The organism is Streptomyces sp. Ru62 (genome assembly GCF_002920615.1).
Taxonomy (GTDB): domain Bacteria; phylum Actinomycetota; class Actinomycetes; order Streptomycetales; family Streptomycetaceae; genus Streptomyces.
Genome location: NZ_PQSU01000026.1, coordinates 51,541 through 69,747, shown reverse-complemented (window position 1 = coordinate 69,747; position 18,207 = coordinate 51,541). Strand labels below are relative to the sequence as shown.

Below are 18,207 nucleotides of genomic sequence, written 5' to 3'. Positions count from 1 at the left end.
GCGGTGCCGTCCCGTGGAGGGGCCGTCAACGTCTGATCAACGCATTGATCAAGAGATCCACACCACACCCGCTGGGGTGCGTCGAGCCGCCCCACGTACCGTCATGGGTATGAGCCCCACTCCCCCCGCCCGCCGGCTGCGCCTCGGTCTGCCACGGCGGATGTTCTCCCAGGTGCTGCTGATGCAGGTGGCGATCGCCGCGGGGGTCGCGGTGCTCGCGACCGGGCTCTTCCTCGCCCCGCTGAGCAAGCAGCTGGACCAGGAGGCGATGCGCCGCGCGCTGGCCATCGCCGAGACCACGGCCCAGGACCCACAGATCGCCGAGGGCGTCCTGACCACCCCGCCGACCAGGAACGGTCCGGTGCAGAAGGAGGCCGAGCGGATCCGGCGGGCCACGCACGCCGAGTACATCGTGGTGCTGGACCGGAACTGGGTGCGCTGGTCGCACCCCACGGCCTCGGAGATCGGCCGGCGCGTCTCCACCGACCCCACCGACGCCCTGGCCGGCCAGGAGGTCATGGAGATCGACAGGGGCACTCTGGGCCGCTCCGCGCGCGGCAAGGTGCCGCTGTACGACGCCGATCACCGCATCGTCGGCGCGGTCTCCGTCGGCATCGCCTACGACAGCGTGCGGGCGCGGCTGATCAACGCGATCCCGGGCCTGTTCGCGTACGCCGGCGGTGCGCTCGCGGTGGGCGCGCTGGCCGCCTGGCTGATCTCGCGCCGCGTCCAGCGGCAGACCCGGGACCTGGCCTTCTCCGACATCTCGGCGCTGCTGGCGGAGCGCGAGGCGATGCTGCACGGCATCCGGGAGGGTGTGGTCGCCCTCGACCGGGGCGGCCGTGTCCGCCTGCTCAACGACGAGGCACGGCGACTGCTGGGCATCGGCGACGAGGCGGTCGGACGGACCCCGGACGAGGCGCTCGGCGCGGGCCGTACGACGGACGTGCTGGCCGGCCGGGTGGCCGGCACCGATCTGCTCACCGTGCGCGGCCATCGCGTCCTGGTCGCCAACCGCATGCCCACCGGCGACGGCGGCGCGGTGGCGACTCTGCGCGACCGCACCGAGCTGGAGCAGCTGGGACGCGAACTCGACTCCACGCGCGGGCTGATCGACGCCCTGCGCGCCCAGGACCACGAACACGCCAACCGCATGCACACACTGCTGGGGCTGCTGGAGCTGGAGATGTACGACGACGCCGTGGAGTTCGTCGGCGAGGTGGTCGGGGACCACCGGGCCACCGCCGAGCAGGTCACGGAGAAGATCCAGGACCCGCTGCTGGCCGCGCTGCTGGTGGGCAAGGCGACCGTGGCGGCCGAGCGTGGGGTCGCCCTGTGGGTGTCGGAGCGCACCCGGCTCCCCGACCGGCTGATCGATCCCCGGGGGCTGGTCACGGTCGTGGGCAACCTCGTGGACAACGCCCTCGATGCGGTCGCGGGCACTCCGCACGCGCGCGTGGAGGTCGAGTTGCGCGCGGAGGGCCGTACGGTCGTCCTGCGGGTATGTGACACGGGCCCCGGGATCCCCGAGGACCAGCGGGAGCTGATCTTCACGGACGGATGGTCCACCAAGAAGCCGCCCGCGCACGGCAAGCGGGGCATCGGGCTCTCCCTGGTGCGCCGGCTCGCCGAACGGCAGGGCGGGAGCGCGGCCGTGGGCGCGGCGGCCGGCGGTGGCGCGGAGTTCACCGTGGTCCTGCCCGAGGCGCTGACCGAGCCGGAACTGGAACCGGCGGTGCCCGGGGGATCCGTCGAGACCGCTGCCGTCACCGAGGAGGAAGCGCGATGATCGAGGTTCTGGTCGTGGACGACGACACCCGCGTCGCCCGGGTCAACGCCGCCTACGTGGAGAAGGTGCCCGGCTTCCATGTCGCCGGCGAGGCGCACAACGCGGCCGAGGCGCTGCGCCAGGTCGAGGTGCTGCCTCGGCTGGATCTCGTTCTGATGGACCACTACCTGCCCGACGACACGGGTCTCGCGGTGGTCCAGGAGATGCGCCGGCGCGGTCATCAGACCGACGTCATCATGGTGACGGCCGCGCGGGACGTGTCGACCGTGCAGGCGGCCATGCGGCAGGGCGCGTTGCAGTACCTGGTGAAGCCGTTCGCCTTCGCCGGTCTGCGGGCGAAGCTGGAGGCGTACGCCGAGCTGCGGCGCACCCTGGACGGCGGCGGGGAGGCCGAGCAGGCGGAGGTGGACCGCATCTTCGGCGCCCTGTCCGCCCCCTCGGAGCCCGGGCTGCCCAAGGGGCACTCCCCCACGACGGCCGAGCTGGTGCGCCAGGCGCTGCTGAACGCCGAACGCCCCCTGTCCGCCCAGGAGATCGCGGAGCGGACCGGGGTGAGCCGGCAGACCGCCCAGCGGTATCTGAAGCTCCTGGAGCGCACGGGCCGGGCCCGGCTGACCCTGAAGTACGGCGACGCGGGCCGCCCGGAACACCGTTACGTGTGGGCGACCCGCGCCTGAGCGCGATTCACATGGAGGCGTCGGCGGTCACTTGACCGCCTTGACGAACTCCGTCGTGTACGTCTTGCTCAGGTCGACCTTCGCGTTCTTGATGTTGGGGTTGAACGCCTTGAGGACCTTCTCGACGGTCTCGGGACCGCCCTGGGGCATCACGCCGTCGTCGGTGAACATCGGAAGGGTGCTCTTGATGGCCTGCGCGTACAGCGCCTTGTTGCCCTGGGAGTAGTCGGCGGGCATCTTGGCGGCGATCTCGTCGGCGCTGTGCGTGGACATCCACTTGAGCGTCTTGACGAATGCGTTGACCAACTTCTGGACGGTCTCCTTGTGTCCGTTCACCCACTCCGTCTGCATGTACAGACTTGACGAGGGATACGGTCCGCCCAGCGCCTCCTGCGAGCCCTCGGGGGTGCGCATGTCGATGAGGATCTTGCCGGCCTTCTTGTCCAGGATCGTCGCGACGGTCGGGTCGGTGGTCATGCCGCCATCGATCGCGCCCTTCTGGAGCGCCGCGATGAACGTGGGTCCGGCCCCCACCGCGACCGGTGTGAAGTCGCTGATCTTCACTCCGTTCTTGACCGCCAGGTATTTGGTGAGGAAGTCGGTCGAGGAACCGAGGCCGGTCACGCCCAGCTTGCGGCCCTTGAAGTCCTCGGGCGAGGTGAGGTCGCCCGCGGCCTTGTTCGAGACGACCTCGACCTCGCCGGGCGCGTGCGAGAACTGCACGACCGACTCCACCGACTTGCCCTTCACCTGGAGGTCCAGCGTGTGGTCGTAGAACCCGACCGCTCCCTGCACCTGGCCGGAGACGAGCGCGGTCTCGGCCTGGACCCCGGCGGGCTCGCTGAGGAGCTCGACGTTCAGCCCCTCCGCCTGGAAGTAGCCGAGGCGCTGGGTGAGCATCGCGGGCAGGTAGATGACCTTGTCCAGGCCACCCACCATGATCTTGACGGTCTCCCCCTTTCCGCCGCCCCCACCGCTGCCGGTGTCGGCCGTGGAGCTCGCCGCGTCGTTGGCACAGGCGGTGAGCGAGGAGAGGGCGAGCAGTCCGGCGGCGGCCAGGGAGGCGTATCTGGCGGTCTTGCGCATGCGGGTTCACGTCCTTGTGAGAGGGTTGTACGGGAAGGAGCGGGGGGTGGCGAGGGGACCGGTCAGCTGTCGGAACCCGTGGGCTTCCAGCGGAAGATGCGTCGCTCGGCGAAGGTCAGCAGCCCCTCGGCGACGAGGGCGACGACGGCGAGGATGACCATCGCGGCGTACACGCCGGCGGCGTTGAAGGTGTTCTGCGACTGCGAGACGAGCAGGCCGATGCCCTTGGTCGCGCCGATGTACTCGCCGACGATGGCGCCGATGAGCGCGAAGCCGAAGCTGACGTGGAGGCTGGTGAAGATCCAGGAGGTGGCCGACGGGATGACCACCTGGAGGGTCACCCTGCGGTCGCTCGCGCCCAGGATGCGGGCGTTGGCCACGAGGTTGCGGTCCACTTCGCGGGCGCCCTGGAAGGCGTTGAAGAACACCGGGAAGAAGACGAGCACCACGGCGGAGGCCACCTTGGAGGACGGTCCGAGACCGAACCAGATCAGGAAGATGGGCGCCAGCACGATCCTGGGAATCGAGTTGAGCACCTTGATGTATGGACCAAGAACCTCGGCGAGCAATCTGATCCGCCCGAGAGCAATGCCGAGCAGCACACCGGCGACCACGCCGATGACCCAGCCGAGCAGGGCCTCGTACAGCGTGTACCAGATCTGCTCGCCCAGGGAGCCGAGCGCTGTCCCGTGGGTCACCCAGGTCCAGATCTGGTCCCAGATCTTCGAGGGCATCGAGAAGTTGAACGGGTCGATGACCTTGGCGCGGGACAGAATCTCCCACAGTCCGAGGACGGCCACCAGGAGCACCATGCGCACGACGTTGACGAGGAGCTTGCGCCGGCGTGCGGCCTGGGCGCGGGTCTGCGCGCGATCGGGTGTCTTGACGGTGTCCACGACCGGGGTGCTGAGGACCTCAGGCGACATGGGCGGCACCCCTCTCGCGGGTGATGCGGACCTCTTCGCCGAGGGACTCCCAGATCTCGCGGTAGATCTCGATGAACCGCGGCTCCAGCCGCACCGACTCGACCTTGCGGGGGCGGGGCAGGTCGATGTCGAAGACCTGCTTCACGGTCGCGGGCCCGGCGGTCATCACGACGACCTTGTCGGCCAGCGCGATGGACTCCTCCAGGTCGTGGGTCACGAAGACGACGGAGGCGCCGGTGCCCTCCCACAGCTCCAGCAGCTCGTCCGACATCAGCGCGCGGGTCTGCACGTCGAGCGCCGAGAACGGCTCGTCCATCAGCAGGATCTCGGGGTCGTTGACGAAGGTGGCCGCCAGGGCCACCCGCTTGCGCTGGCCGCCGGAGAGCTGGTGCGGATAGCGGTCCTCGAAGGCGGCGAGCCCCACCCGGGCCAGCCAGTCGCGGGCCCTCTGCTTGGCCTCCGCCTTGGGCACGCCCCGGAAACGCGGACCCGCCATGACGTTCGACAGCACGGTCCGCCAGGGGAACGTGGCGTCCTGCTGGAAGACGAAGCCGACCTTGTCGCCGACCCCGTCGACCGGTTCCCCGGCCACCAGCACCTCGCCCTCGGTGGGCTCCTCCAGGCCGCTGACCAGGGTCAGCGTCGTGGACTTGCCGCATCCGGTCGGTCCTACGACGGCCACGAACTCGCCGCGCTCCACGGTGAGGTCCAGGCCGCGCACCGCCGTGTGCAGTCCCCCGGACGGGGTTCTGAAGGTCTTGCTCGCGCCCCGCAGCTCGATGGCGGGGCTGGTGTGTGCGCTCATGGGCCGGGACGGTAGGTGTGGCCCCCGCCACAGCAGGAGTCTTGTGAGCACAAGCCGTTCTTTTGCTCGCAAGAACCTGTTGTGCTCGTTTTGCTCGCGCTACAACTGCGGAGCCGAAACACGGGCTGAACGCTCGCCGGCCTTGTAAGGAGAGGCCTGATGATTGACGTCCTGGTGGTCGACGACGACTTCCGTGTCGCTGAGATCAACGCCAAGTACGTGGGAAAGGTTCCCGGCTTCCGGGTGGCCGCCCGCGCGCACAGCGCCGCCCAGGCCCTGGCCGCCGTGGAACGCGGCTCCATCGACCTGGTCCTGCTCGACCACTACCTGCCGGACCACACCGGCCTCGAACTCGTGCACCGCATGCGCGAGCAGGGTCACGGAACCGACGTCATCATGATCACGGCGGCCAGCGATGTGACGACCGTCCAGCAGGCGATGCGCCTGGGCGCCCTGCACTATCTGGTCAAGCCGTTCACCTTCGCCGCGCTGCGCACCCGCCTGGACTCCTACGCCGCCCTGCGCCGCACGGTCGACCGGGTGGGCGGCCGGGGCCTGACGGGCCAGGAACAGGTCGACCGGATCTTCGGCGCCCTGCGGACCGCCCCCGCCCCTTCCGCGCCCGGCCTGCCGACCGGCCACTCCGAGCCCACGACCGACCTCATCTGCGGCGTCCTGCACCGCGCCGACCATCCGCTCTCGGCCCACGAAGTGGCCGCCCGCACCGGCCTGAGCCGCTCCACCGCCCAGCGCTATCTCCGCCACCTCGAACAGGCCGGCCGTCTCCGACTCTCCCTGAAGTACGGCGACACCGGCCGCCCGGAACACCGGTACGCCTGGGTGGCGCCGTAGCGGGGCCTCGGCCCGGCTACACGGCTCCGGCCCCGGTCAGCGAGCGCACCTCCGTCTCGGCGTACTTGGCCTCGTCCGGAACCTCGTCCGAGGTCACCGTGCCCAGCCAGCCGGCGAGGAAGCCCAGCGGGATGGAGACGATGCCCGGGTTCTCCAGCGGGAAGTACTGGAAGTCGACGCCGGGGAACAGGGATTCCGGGCTGCCGGACACCACCGGGGAGAGCAGCACGAGCCCGATCGCCGGGAGCAGCCCGCCGTACACCGCCCACACCGCGCCCCGCGTGGTGAAGCCGCGCCAGAACAGCGAGTAGAGCAGGACCGGCAGGTTCGCCGAGGCGGCCACCGCGAAGGCGAGACCGACGAGGAAGGCGACATTGAGATCACGGGCCAGCAGGCCGAGCCCGATCGCCACGACGCCGATGCCGACCGCCGCGCACCGGGCCACGGCCACCTCGCTGCGGGGCTTGCCGCGCCGTCGGCGCAGTGACGCGTACAGGTCGTGGGCCACCGAGGCCGACGAGGCGAGCGTGATGCCCGCGACCACCGCGAGGATCGTGGCGAAGGCCACGGCGGCGACCACCGCGAACAGCACGGTCCCCCCGGTCGAGCCCGCTCCGCCGCCGAGGTCGAGGGCGAGGAGGGGCACCGCCGTGTTCCCGGCCGCGTTGGATCCGCGTACGGTCCTCGGCCCCACCACCGCCGCCGCCCCGAAGCCGAGGACGATCGTCATCAGGTAGAAGCCGCCGATCAGGCCGATGGACCACACCACGGAACGGCGGGCGGCCCGCGCGGTCGGCACGGTGTAGAAACGGGACAGGATGTGCGGCAGCCCGGCCGTGCCCAGCACCAGCGCGAGCCCCAGGCTGATGAAGTCGAACCGGGCGTTCCAGTCCCCGCCGTACTTCAGCCCCGGCGCGAGGAACGCCCTGCCATGGCCGCTGCGCTCCGCCGCCGTGAGCAGCAGCCGGTCGACATCGCCGTGGAAGCGCAGCAGGACCAGGACGGTCAGCACGACCGTCCCGCTGAGCAGCAGGACCGCCTTCACGATCTGGATCCACGTGGTGGCCCGCATCCCTCCCAACGACACGTAGATCACCATGAGCGCACCGACACCGATGACCGTCCAGGACTGGGCCGCGCCGCTCGTCCGCCCCAGCAGCAACGCCACCAGACTCCCCGCGCCCACCATCTGCGCCACCAGGTACAGCACGGACACCGTGACCGAGGACGCTCCCGCGGCGATCCGCACCGGCCGCTCGCTCATCCGGGCGGCCACCACGTCGGCCAGCGTGAACCGCCCGCAGTTGCGCACCAGTTCGGCCACCAGGAACAGCACGACCAGCCACGCGACGAGGAACCCCACCCCGTACAGCAGACCGTCGTACCCGTACAGCGCGATGAGCCCGCTGATCCCCAGGAAGGAGGCCGCCGACATGTAGTCGCCCGCGATGGCAAAACCATTCTCCATGGGGGAGAACAGCCGCCCGCCCGCGTAGAACTCCTCCGCCGAACCGTGCCGCCTGCGGCTCACCCACGTCGTGATCGCGAGGGTGACCACCACGAACCCGCTGAACAGCAGCAGCGCCAGTGTCTGATGATCGCCGGTCACGGGGCCCCTCCCTGCGCTCCGCGAGCCAGCTCCTGGGTGTCCCAACGCAGCTCCAGCGCGGCCCGGTCCCGACGCAGCCGCGCGTGCCGGGCGTAGGCCCACGTGAAGAGGAACGTGGTGAGGAACTGCCCGAGCCCCGCGAGCATGGCCACGTTCACCGCCCCCACCACGGGCCGGGCCATCAGTCCCGGTGCGGTCGTCGCAGCGACCACATAGGCCACGTACCACACCAGGAAGGCCGTGACCCCCGGCACCACGAACCGCCGGTACCTTCCGCGTACCTCCTGGAACGCCTCGCTCCGCTGCACCTCGACGTACACATCGCGGGCGCGTGCCGCCGCCGCGCCGGACTCGGCGCGCGCGGGCGGCACCGCCGGCGCCGGCATGCCCGCACCGTCCAGCTCGCCCCAGCCCGAGGCCAACGTGTCGTACCAAGGGTCCTCGTACGTCGCGTCACGGGAGGACGCGCCGTCGTCTTCCTGGTTCCCGGCCGATCTCTCGGGACCGTCCCCGACTCCACGAGGACGACCGTTGCTTGACTGCATGCCCAAGGATGGACAGAACGGGAAGATCCCTGACTCTTCTTCCTCGGGCTCTTCACCCCATCAGGTGATTCACCCGGTGGGTGGCCGCACCAGCCCCTTGCTGTAGGCGTACCGCACGGCCTGCGCCCGGTCCTTCAGACCCGTCTTGGCGAAGAGATTGTTGATGTGAGTCTTCACGGTCGCGGTCGACACATGCAGCCGACGGGCGATCTCCTGATTGGTGAGGCCTTCGCCGATCAGCACCAGGACCTCGGTCTCGCGCGTGGTCAGCCCGTCGGGTGCCTCACCGGCCGCGGGCACCGGCACGGGCTCGGCCTGCGACAGCCTCTCCAGCAACCGCCGCTGGACACTCGGCGACAGCCCCGCGTCCCCCGAGAGCACACTGTGCACGGCACGGACGATCTCGTCTCCGCCCGCGTCCTTGGTCAGGTAACCCCGGGCGCCGGCCCTGAGCGCGGGGAACAGCGAATCGTCGTCCGCGTAGGTGGTGAGTACCACGACCTGTGTGCGTGGGTACCGCTCCCGGATCCGCTGGGTGGCCTCGACTCCGTCGCAGCGGGGCATCCTGAGGTCCATCAGCACGACGTCCGGGGCGAGTTCCCTGACCAGCCGCACCGCCTCCTCCCCATCTCCCGCGGCCCCGACGACCTCGACGCCGGGCAACAGCCCGAGCAACATCACGATGCCTTCACGGACCACGGTCTGATCGTCGGCCACCACCACCCGCGCGGGCTTCCTCTCCCCTTCCGTCTCCGTCATACGGGCACCTTCAGCGTCACCACGAACCCCTCCTCGTCCGGTCCCGCATCCAGCGAGCCGCCCAGCAGTTCGGCGCGCTCACGCATGCCCAGCAGACCGTACCCGCCTCCGGATCCGTTCAGTTCGCCCGCTTCGCCGCCCGAATCCCTTACGTTCAGCGTCACTTCATGCTCGCCGTAGTCGAGCCGCACGGTCACTTCGGCGCCCTGCGCGTGCTTGCGGACGTTCGTCAGTGCCTCCTGGGCGACGCGCCGCACTGCCTGGGACGCCTCGGCCGGCAGGGATCTGCGTTCACCTGTGACGGTGACCTCGGCGCCGTCGGCCGTGCTGACGAGTTCGGCGAGGAAGTCCTCCAGGGGGGTCAGCTCGCCCCGCAGCGCGGACAGCGCCTGCCGGGTCTCGGCGAGTCCGTCGCGGGCCATCCCCCGGGCGGCCACCACCCGTTCCAGGATCCGCTGACGATCCGCGCCGTTCTCGATCAGCAGCCGGGCCGCCTCCAGGTGCACGAGCTGCGCCGAGAGGCTGTGCGCCAGCACGTCGTGGATCTCCCGCGCGATGCGGGCGCGCTCGGCCAGTGCGGCGGACTCCGCCTCGGCCGCGCGGGCGGCGCGCTCCTGGGCGAGCAGCCGCTGCGCACTGCCCCGGGCTTCCGCGTCCAGCCGCAGGACGTACCCGGCGAGGGCCATACCGGCCACGGTGGCGGCCGTGGTCAACCAGACGTCGTTGGTGAACGCGGAGTACGAGGCCAGCGCCACCGACGCGACGGGGACCGCGGCCCCTAGGGGCAGCCGCTCCAGCGCGCCGACTCCACAGCCGCACCAGATCACGAGGGCCGGTCCTGTGAATCCCGTGGCCTCCGCGGCGACCGCGATGCCCAGGAGCACGCCCATGAGCGCGAGGGAGGGCACCAGCCGGTGCTCGTAGGTGGTCCGGAAGAAGGCCCAGGAGACGAGAGCGGCGAGGAGGATCGCCGCCGCTGCCGCGAGTGCTTCCCAGAGACCCACGTGCCTCTGGCTGAAGGCACCCCACAGGAGCATGGCCAGCACGAGCAGTCGGACGGCCCAGACGAGCATGCGCCGGGGACGGGTGGTATCCGAGCGGCCGAGCGCTTCGCGCGACGGCCAGCGCGTCCAGGCGTTCTCTGTCACACGCGCTCCTTCCACGCCGACCGCTCGTCGTCACCGTACGCCGGGGCCGGACGGCTCGGGGCCGGACGGCTCGGGGCGGGACGGCTCGGGGCGGGGCAGCTCTGGGCGGGGCAGCTCTGGGCGGGGCGGCTCGGAGCGCCGACGGACTGGGCCCGCCAGGCCAGGATTCCACCGCGGACCAACAAGGTGCCGGCGAGGCCGAGCATCAGCGCGGAGCCGCCCTGATGCACGCCGAGAGCGGACCCGAGGGCGAAGACGCCGACCCGCAGGGCTATGCCCACGCCCCATACAGCGCCGCTCGCCTTGCTGCTCTTGGTCCATACGACGCCGTCCGGCGCGGTCCAGATACGGGTGGTCCAGCCCCAGCCGACGCCGGTGACCAGGCCGATGAACAGCTCCACCACGAGCAGCACGGCGGATTCGGCGCGGTGGTGGGCGTCGAGGATGCCGGGCTCGCGCAGTGAGACGACGGCCAGGATCACGGGCAGCAGCCACCATCGCCGGTCCGTGTCGATCGCCCGGGCGCGGAACTGTCGCGCTATCACTATGGCGACCACGGCGACGGTCACCAGCACGTTGACGAGCCCGGGCATCTGGACCTCCGTGAGCGAGAGGGCGGTGCCGGAAGCGAGTGCTGCCGACGCCTTCGAAGTTACGGAAGTCCGCAGGCCACGGGATCGGAGTCGGGGTGGATCACGGGTGGAACCCTGAACCGGCCCGCCTCCACCCAGGGGTGGAGAGACCTCCGGGGGTGGGAGGGGGTCGCTGTCAGGGGTGGGAGGGGGGTGGTGACGGTGATGGAGGAGGTGAGCGACGGACGGCCAGGGGGGAGCGGCCAGCGGGCAGCGGGCAGCGGGCAGCGGGCAGCGGACGATTGGCGAGCCGGCGGGACGGCCGACGGACGGCCAGCCGCCGTTGGCGAACGCGCTGCGAGCTGCCGGACTGGCGGCTGGCGGCTGGCGGCTGGTAACAGCGGGCAACCCGCCTCCCGCCAGCCACACACACCGTTCGGCCCGGGCTCATCCCGGATGCCCCGGGCTCATCCCGCATGCCCGCGCAGGCGTCCGCCCGGCTGCCTCCGGGCACACCCTGATCTCCGCCCCGGCCCGCCTGCCGGGCGGGACCCGCTTCCAAGCGAGCCCCGCCGTACGCACCACCCCGCCCAACAACCGGCGCCCACACGGAGCGCCTGCCCCTGAGCCAGCCCTCAGCCCGGACAACCACCCCCATCGGCAGAAGCCCCGTCGGCCGAAGCCCAGCGCAGCGGCTACGCGTCGATGCGTGACCGGTCCAGCGTCGCCGCCGAGCTGGAGATGAACTCCTTGCGGGGAGCCACGTCGTTGCCCATCAGCAGGTCGAAGACCTGTTCCGCGGCTTCCAGGTCGGAGAGGTTGATGCGGCGCAGGGTGCGGTGGCGCGGGTCCATCGTGGTCTCGGCCAGCTGGTCGGCGTCCATCTCACCCAGACCCTTGTAGCGCTGGATGGAGTCCTTGTACCGGATGCCCTTGCTCTGGAACTCCATGAGCTTGTCGCGCAGCTCGCGGTCGGAGTACGTGTAGACGTACTTCTCCTGCCCCTTCTTCGGCTGGATCAGCTCGATACGGTGCAGCGGCGGCACGGCGGCGAAGACCCGGCCGGCCTCGACCATGGGCCGCATGTAGCGCTGGAACAGCGTGAGCAGCAGACAGCGGATGTGCGAGCCGTCCACATCGGCGTCGGTCATCATGATGATCTTGCCGTAGCGGGCCTGGTCGATGTCGAAGGTACGGCCCGAGCCAGCTCCTATGACCTGGATGATCGCGCCGCACTCGGCGTTCTTGAGCATGTCGGTGACCGACGACCGCTGCACGTTGAGGATCTTGCCGCGGATCGGCAACAGGGCCTGGAACTCGGAGTTCCGTGCCAGCTTCGCCGTGCCGAGCGCGGAGTCGCCCTCCACGATGAACAGCTCGCTGCGGTCGACGTCGTCACTGCGGCAGTCGGCGAGCTTGGCCGGCAGGGAAGAGGACTCCAGGGCCGTCTTGCGGCGCTGGGCGTCCTTGTGCTGACGGGCCGCGACCCGGGTGCGGGCGGCCGCGACCACCTTCTCCATGACCACCCGGGCCTGGGCGGCAGCGTCGCGCTTGGTCGCCGTGAGGAACGCCTTCAGCTCCTTGCTGATCACGCTGTTCACGATCCGGCGGGCCGCCGAGGTGCCGAGGACCTCCTTGGTCTGGCCCTCGAACTGCGGCTCGGCCAGCCGGACGGTGACGACGGCGGTGAGGCCCTCCAGGGCGTCGTCCTTGACGATGTTGTCCTCGGCCACGCGCAGCAGCTTCTTGGCCCGCAGCACATCGTTCAGCGTCTGGGTGAGGGCCTGCTCGAAGCCGGTGACGTGGGTGCCGCCCTTGGGGGTGGCGATGATGTTGACGAAAGACCTGACGGTCGTGTCGTAGCCCGTACCCCACCGCATCGCGACGTCGACGCCCAGCTCGCGGGTGACCTCGGTGGGGGTCATCTGACCGTGTTCGTCCAGGACCGGGACGGTCTCCTTGAAAGTGCCCCTGCCCGAGAAGCGGAGGACGTCGCAGATCGCCTTGTCGTTCGCCAGGTACTCGCAGAACTCGCTGATACCGCCGTCGAAGCGGAACGACTCCTCGCCCTTGCTGCCGCCCTCGCCGAGGCCGAACTCGTCACGGACGACGATGGTGAGGCCGGGCACCAGGAACGCGGTCTGCCGGGCACGCTGGTGCAGGTTCTCCAGGGACAGCTTGGCGTCCTTGAGGAAGATCTGCCGGTCGGCCCAGTAGCGCACACGCGTGCCGGTGCGCGTCTTTGGGATCTTCTTGGCCTTGCGCAGACCGCTCTTGGCCTCGAACTTCGCGTCCGCGCCCTCGGCGGCGAAGGCGCCGGGCACGCCACGCCGGAAGCTGATGGCGTGGGTGTGTCCGCCACGGTCCACCTCGACGTCGAGGCGGGCGGAGAGGGCGTTGACCACGGAGGCACCGACGCCGTGCAGACCGCCGGAGGCCGCGTAGGAGCCGCCGCCGAACTTGCCGCCGGCGTGCAGCTTGGTCATGACGACCTCGACGCCGGACAGGCCGGTCTTCGGTTCCACGTCCACGGGGATGCCGCGGCCGTTGTCGCGCACCTCCACGGAGCCGTCGTCGTGGAGGATCACCTCGATGTGGTCGCAGTAGCCGCCGAGGGCCTCGTCCACCGAGTTGTCGATGATCTCCCACAGGCAGTGCATCAGACCGCGGCTGTCGGTCGAGCCGATGTACATACCGGGGCGCTTGCGCACGGCCTCAAGACCCTCAAGGACGAGCAGGTGCCGCGCGGTGTAGTTGGAACCGTCCCGGTCTGCTCCTGCCAGCAGCGCTGTGGACGGCACGGACGTGTCGGCGGTCACGCGGTTCGCTCCTCGCTGAATTTCAGGTGGCCCCCTACTGGGTAAGGGGGCGGCTTCGGTCGCCGCACAGAGGGTACCGAGCCCTGGTAGAGCCCGTGTAACGCCACCCTCGTCGGCAACTCACACTAGTCCAGGCTCGCATGCCTGTTCGATCCCTCGTTGGAGTGAAGCACACATCACGTTCCCTTCGAGGCATGAACCATTTAGGCTCCGGGCACGTCCTCATGAACAACCGGCAACCCGGCCGGGAGGACCGAGACAGCAAGACAGCGCGAACCCGTAGGCATACAAGAGACGCAATACGGCACATTCGCCGCCAACCGGCAGCAGACAGCCGCCCCGGAAAGATTTTTTCGAGGAAAAGCCACGAGCGGGAACGTTTTCGGGCTGGTTGGATGTTGACCCTGGTACGACAGCTCGTCGAGCTAGAGAAGAGGCGACGTGACTACTGTTCTGACCCCCGCGAGCCCGTTGACGGCCGCCGATCGCTGCGACCGCTGCGGCGCCCAGGCATACCTGCGCGTCGTCCTGCTCAGCGGCGGAGAACTGCTCTTCTGCGCCCACCACGGTCGCAAGTTCGAGCCGGAACTCAAGAAGATCGCCGCTGAGATACAGGACGAGACGGAGCGGCTGACGTCCGTTCCGAACACCGCTTCCGACGAAGAGCGCTGAATCTCGCACCACGACGAGCCAGCCCCGGCACAGGCCGGTGAACGGGCGGCCGCTCCTCCCAGGAGCGGCCGCCCGTGCTCATGCCCGCAGCCGCGCGCTCACGAGTGCCCGGAAGGCTGGGCCGCGGCGGCCTGCCGCAGGGCTCGTACGATCTCGGAGACGCGCGTGTAGACCCCGGGGAGCCCCGGCCGTCCGCAGCCGCTCCCCCACGACACGAGGCCGATCAGCCGCCCCCCGGCCACCAGAGGGCCGCCGCTGTCCCCCTGGCAGGCGTCGGGGCCTCCGCGGGCCTCACCCGCGCACAGCATGGTGGCGGCCCGGTAAGCGCCGTCGGGGCCCCCCGGAAAGGCGCGGGCACACGTCTCGTCGGGCAGTACGCGTACGCGTGCGGCATGGAGCCGCCGCGCGTAGGACCCTGCGCCGGTCGTGTCCCCCCACCCGGACACCAGGGCCTGCGTGCCCGGTGCGTACGCGGGATCGCCCGCGCCCGCCATGGTGACGACCGCGCTCTGCGGCAGCGGTCCGGCGAGCCCGAGGACCGCGAAGTCCCCTGAATGGGTCGTGACGTCGTACGCGGGATTGAGCCAGATCTCCCGTACGGCGATCTCATTGCCCTGCTCCGACAGCAGGTCGGTGCGGCCAGCTATGACCTTGAGGTCGCGCACACGGTTCGGCGGTGCTCCGAGTACCTCCTCGGACAGACAGTGGGCCGCGGTGACCACGGTGGTCCGCCCGACGGCCACCGCGCCGCAGAACTGGCCCGCCCGCATACCTCCGAACCGGTCACGGCTGGCCAGCGCCACCGTCCACGGAGCCTGGGAGACGTCGATCGGGAACCCTCCGACGACGACGCTGTCGGCGACGGCGGGAGCCGCGCTCACCACGGGTATCGCGGTCACGGTGGCCGCCAGGGCCAGCGGCCGGATCAGTGCCCGGACAACGGAACGGCGCATGCATGCTCCTCACTCTGGGTCCTCCTGGGACACTCAGAGTGATCCACGCCACGAAAGCGCGCAGCACGAAGGCCCGGCTCCCGCGAGGGGACCGGGCCTTCGCCGTCGTACGACCGCGATCTAGTCGAGGTAGTCGCGCAGCACCTGGGAACGCGACGGGTGGCGCAGCTTCGACATGGTCTTGGACTCGATCTGACGGATGCGCTCGCGCGTCACGCCGTACACCTTGCCGATCTCGTCGAGGGTCTTCGGCTGACCGTCGGTGAGGCCGAAGCGCATGGAGACGACACCCGCCTCGCGCTCGGACAGGGTGTCGAGGACGGAGTGCAGCTGCTCCTGCAGCAGCGTGAAGCTGACCGCGTCGGCCGGGACGACGGCCTCGGAGTCCTCGATGAGGTCACCGAACTCGCTGTCGCCGTCCTCGCCCAGCGGGGTGTGCAGCGAGATGGGCTCACGGCCGTACTTCTGGACCTCGATGACCTTTTCCGGGGTCATGTCGAGCTCCTTGGCCAGCTCCTCCGGGGTGGGCTCGCGGCCCAGGTCCTGGAGCATCTGGCGCTGCACGCGCGCGAGCTTGTTGATGACCTCGACCATGTGCACCGGGATACGGATGGTGCGGGCCTGGTCGGCCATGGCACGGGTGATCGCCTGACGGATCCACCAGGTGGCGTACGTGGAGAACTTGTAGCCCTTGGTGTAGTCGAACTTCTCGACCGCGCGGATCAGACCGAGGTTGCCCTCCTGGATGAGGTCCAGGAAGAGCATGCCGCGGCCGGTGTAGCGCTTGGCCAGGGAGACCACCAGACGGAGGTTGGCCTCCAGGAGGTGGTTCTTGGCGCGGCGGCCGTCCTCGGCGATGATCTCGAGCTCGCGCTTGAGCTTCGGGGCGAGCTTGTCGGAGTTCGCCAGCTTGTCCTCGGCGAACAGACCCGCCTCGATGCGCTTGGCCAGCTCGACCTCCTGCTCGGCGTTGAGCAGGGGGACCTTGCCGATCTGCTTCAGGTAGTCCTTGACCGGGTCCGCGGTGGCACCGGCCGCGGCGACCTGCTGCGCGGGCGCGTCGTCCTCGTCCTCGTCGGACAGGACGAAGCCGGCGCTCTCGGCACCCTCGGGCTCGTCGGCGACCTTGGTGTCCTCAAGAACCTCGTCCTCGAGGAGCTCGACGTCGTCCTTCTTGGCCGTGGTCTTCTTGGCGGCCGTCTTCTTCGCGACGGCCTTCTTCGCGACGGTCTTCTTGGCGGTCACCTTCTTGGCGACGGCCTTCTTGGCGGGTGCGGCTTCGTCGGCGGAATCGGCTGCGGCCGGAGCGGCGGGCGCCGCGGGGGCGGCCGTGGTCGCGGTCGCCTTGCGGGTGGTCACCGTCTTCGCCGCGACCGTCTTGGTGGCGGTGCGCTTGGCGGGGCTCTTCGCTGCGACGCTCTTGCGGGTGCGCTTGGGCTCTGCGGCACTGACCATCAGCGTCACACCCTCTTCCTCAAGGATCTGGTTGAGGCTGCGCAGTACGTTCTTCCACTGAGTGGCCGGAATCTGGTCAGCTTCGAAGGCCCGACGCACATCGTCGCCGGCGATCTGCCCCTCAGCCTTTCCCCGCTCAATGAGAGCCATGACAGAGACGGACTCGGCGATCTCCGGCGGGAGCGTACGGGATGTGCTGGCCGACACGAACAACCTCTCGGAACGTTGGAAAACGGCTTCCGGCACCGTCCACTGCGGACAGGAGCCGACCACCGGCCTGGGGATGGGCCGACGGCGCGGGCGGGGGCCGGGAAGATGCACAGCGCCTGGTTCGGCGTCCGTATTCCCTCCGCGGCTGTCACCTCTTAGGTCATCGCGCTGTCTCCACGAGCGTTACGCCCAATCTGCGTGGCCCGAGTCACACCCCGTAAGCGATCAAAGGCGGTCAGACATGTGCAAATGAGATCGCCCTGGACCTTCGAACCGGCCGCACCCACGACCAGGGTTTCCCGTCACCGCCGGACCTGGCCGGACCTCAGATGGTCCGGCCGGGTCCGGCGGCGGCCGGTACCCGGGCCTGGTGCCGCCGCGAGTACCACAAGAGCGCCGCACACCGGCGACCGCACCGCGTTCCTCGCGAGGTCAGTGCTCGCGCGGGGCGGGGACCACGCGCTCCACCTCGGGGTGGACGGTGAGGAGCTGGCGCATGGCGGTCTCCGCCGCGGCGCCGTCGCCGGTGCCGAGCGCGTCGACGATCCGCGCGTGCTGCGCGAGGGACGCCTCGTTCGGCCGGTCACAGCCGGTGACCGGGCCGCCGGACACCTGCAGCGCCGCCGAGACGATGCCGGACAGGTGCTCCAGCATGCGGTTGCCCGCGATCTGGATCAGCAGCGCGTGGAACTCGGTGTCGGCGCGCGAGTAGGTGAGCGCGTCACCCTGGGCCAGCGCGTGGCTCATGATCTCTACCATGTCGCAGAGGCGCTGCTGCACCTCCTCGCGCCCGTGCCCGGCGGCTAGACGGGCGGCGAGCGGCTCGATCGTCCAGCGCAGCTCGCTCAGCTCCCGGCGCTGGTCGTCGCGCTGCGGCCCGAAGGCCCGCCACTCGATGATGTCCGGGTCGAGAAGGTTCCAGTCGCTGACGGGACGCACGCGCGTGCCGACGTTCGGGCGGGCGCTGACCAGGCCCTTGGCCTCCAGGACGCGGAGGGACTCGCGGACGACGGTGCGGGAGACCTCGAAACGCTGGCCGATCTCCTCCGGCACCAGCGGGCGGTCGGCGCCCAGGTCACCGGAGACGATCATCTGTCCCAGCTGCTGGACGAGTTGGCCGTGCAGTCCGCGTCCACGGCTGCCCGAGGCCCGCCTGCCGACGCGGCCCAGCTCGGGTTCCCCGCCGTCCCAGGCGGGCGCGCCGACGCGGTCGGTCACCGGGGTCTCGGCGTAGGGGTAGCGGTCGAGTTCGCCCGGGCCGGCCAGACCTGAGTCTGCGGAGCGGGCTGCGGTCATCATGGTGTGCGCAAGGGTACTCACGGATCCTTTG

At 70.2% G+C, this 18,207-nt stretch carries 16 protein-coding genes; 4 read left to right on the top strand and 12 right to left on the bottom strand.

What is annotated here, in order from left to right; genetic code table 11:
* Positions 1-109 precede the first annotated feature (109 nt).
* Both C3492_RS30940 and C3492_RS30935 read left to right on the top strand, forming a co-directional pair.
* Positions 110-1,789 (top strand): sensor histidine kinase, encoded by a 1,680-nt coding sequence (locus C3492_RS30940; protein ID WP_181140645.1) that lies wholly within the window; start codon positions 110-112, stop codon positions 1,787-1,789.
* Positions 1,786-2,466: a response regulator gene (locus C3492_RS30935; protein WP_103815944.1), complete on the top strand. Its 681-nt coding sequence runs from the start codon at positions 1,786-1,788 to the stop codon at positions 2,464-2,466. Before C3492_RS30940 ends, C3492_RS30935 begins: the two co-directional genes overlap by 4 nt.
* A gap of 27 nt (positions 2,467-2,493) precedes the next feature.
* Here C3492_RS30935 and C3492_RS30930 read toward each other — a convergent pair whose 3' ends face one another.
* From C3492_RS30930 to C3492_RS30920, 3 genes are all read right to left on the bottom strand, one after another.
* Entirely contained in the window at positions 2,494-3,552 is a 1,059-nt protein-coding gene (locus C3492_RS30930) for an ABC transporter substrate-binding protein (protein ID WP_103815943.1), read from the bottom strand.
* A 62-nt stretch (positions 3,553-3,614) separates the two neighbouring features.
* On the bottom strand, positions 3,615-4,478 hold the full coding sequence (locus C3492_RS30925; protein ID WP_103815942.1) for an ABC transporter permease: 864 nt from the start codon (positions 4,476-4,478) through the stop codon (positions 3,615-3,617).
* A complete protein-coding gene (locus C3492_RS30920; protein WP_014675484.1) occupies positions 4,468-5,283 on the bottom strand; it encodes an ABC transporter ATP-binding protein in 816 nt (271 codons plus the stop codon). The genes C3492_RS30925 and C3492_RS30920 overlap by 11 nt, the downstream gene beginning before the upstream one ends.
* A 159-nt stretch (positions 5,284-5,442) precedes the next feature.
* On the opposite strand from C3492_RS30920, the gene C3492_RS30915 reads away from it, so the two are divergent.
* Positions 5,443-6,135 carry a response regulator gene (locus C3492_RS30915; protein WP_103815941.1) on the top strand — a complete coding sequence of 231 codons (693 nt, stop codon included), beginning with the start codon at positions 5,443-5,445 and terminating at the stop codon, positions 6,133-6,135.
* A gap of 16 nt (positions 6,136-6,151) precedes the next feature.
* Here C3492_RS30915 and C3492_RS30910 read toward each other — a convergent pair whose 3' ends face one another.
* From C3492_RS30910 to C3492_RS30885, 6 genes are all read right to left on the bottom strand, one after another.
* Positions 6,152-7,744, bottom strand: coding sequence for a cation acetate symporter (locus C3492_RS30910; RefSeq protein ID WP_103815940.1), 1,593 nt, complete (start codon positions 7,742-7,744; stop codon positions 6,152-6,154).
* Complete coding sequence (locus tag C3492_RS30905) at positions 7,741-8,289, bottom strand: DUF485 domain-containing protein (protein ID WP_181140644.1); 549 nt, start codon at positions 8,287-8,289, stop codon at positions 7,741-7,743. The genes C3492_RS30910 and C3492_RS30905 overlap by 4 nt, the downstream gene beginning before the upstream one ends.
* A 69-nt stretch (positions 8,290-8,358) precedes the next feature.
* Complete coding sequence (locus tag C3492_RS30900) at positions 8,359-9,048, bottom strand: response regulator transcription factor (protein ID WP_103815938.1); 690 nt, start codon at positions 9,046-9,048, stop codon at positions 8,359-8,361.
* On the bottom strand, positions 9,045-10,196 hold the full coding sequence (locus C3492_RS30895; protein WP_103815937.1) for a sensor histidine kinase: 1,152 nt from the start codon (positions 10,194-10,196) through the stop codon (positions 9,045-9,047). The genes C3492_RS30900 and C3492_RS30895 overlap by 4 nt, the downstream gene beginning before the upstream one ends.
* The gene (locus C3492_RS30890; protein ID WP_103815936.1) at positions 10,193-10,789 is read right to left on the bottom strand and encodes a DUF1453 family protein; all 597 of its coding nucleotides are present in this window, start codon (positions 10,787-10,789) and stop codon (positions 10,193-10,195) included. Before C3492_RS30890 ends, C3492_RS30895 begins: the two co-directional genes overlap by 4 nt.
* Positions 10,790-11,463: 674 nt before the next feature.
* Positions 11,464-13,587, bottom strand: a complete 2,124-nt coding sequence (locus tag C3492_RS30885) for a type IIA DNA topoisomerase subunit B (RefSeq protein ID WP_103815935.1) — start codon at positions 13,585-13,587, stop codon at positions 11,464-11,466.
* A gap of 441 nt (positions 13,588-14,028) precedes the next feature.
* Between C3492_RS30885 and C3492_RS30880 the strand changes: the two genes are divergently transcribed.
* Positions 14,029-14,259 carry a hypothetical protein gene (locus tag C3492_RS30880; protein WP_014675476.1) on the top strand — a complete coding sequence of 77 codons (231 nt, stop codon included), beginning with the start codon at positions 14,029-14,031 and terminating at the stop codon, positions 14,257-14,259.
* Positions 14,260-14,357: 98 nt separating this feature from the next.
* On the opposite strand, the gene C3492_RS30875 is transcribed toward C3492_RS30880, so the two are convergent.
* From C3492_RS30875 to C3492_RS30865, 3 genes are all read right to left on the bottom strand, one after another.
* The gene (locus C3492_RS30875) at positions 14,358-15,212 is read right to left on the bottom strand and encodes a trypsin-like serine protease (RefSeq protein WP_103815934.1); all 855 of its coding nucleotides are present in this window, start codon (positions 15,210-15,212) and stop codon (positions 14,358-14,360) included.
* Between the two features lie 120 nt (positions 15,213-15,332).
* On the bottom strand, positions 15,333-16,874 hold the full coding sequence (locus C3492_RS30870) for an RNA polymerase sigma factor (protein WP_103816006.1): 1,542 nt from the start codon (positions 16,872-16,874) through the stop codon (positions 15,333-15,335).
* A gap of 435 nt (positions 16,875-17,309) precedes the next feature.
* Positions 17,310-18,197, bottom strand: coding sequence for a FadR/GntR family transcriptional regulator (locus C3492_RS30865; protein ID WP_103815933.1), 888 nt, complete (start codon positions 18,195-18,197; stop codon positions 17,310-17,312).
* Positions 18,198-18,207: the final 10 nt, after the last annotated feature.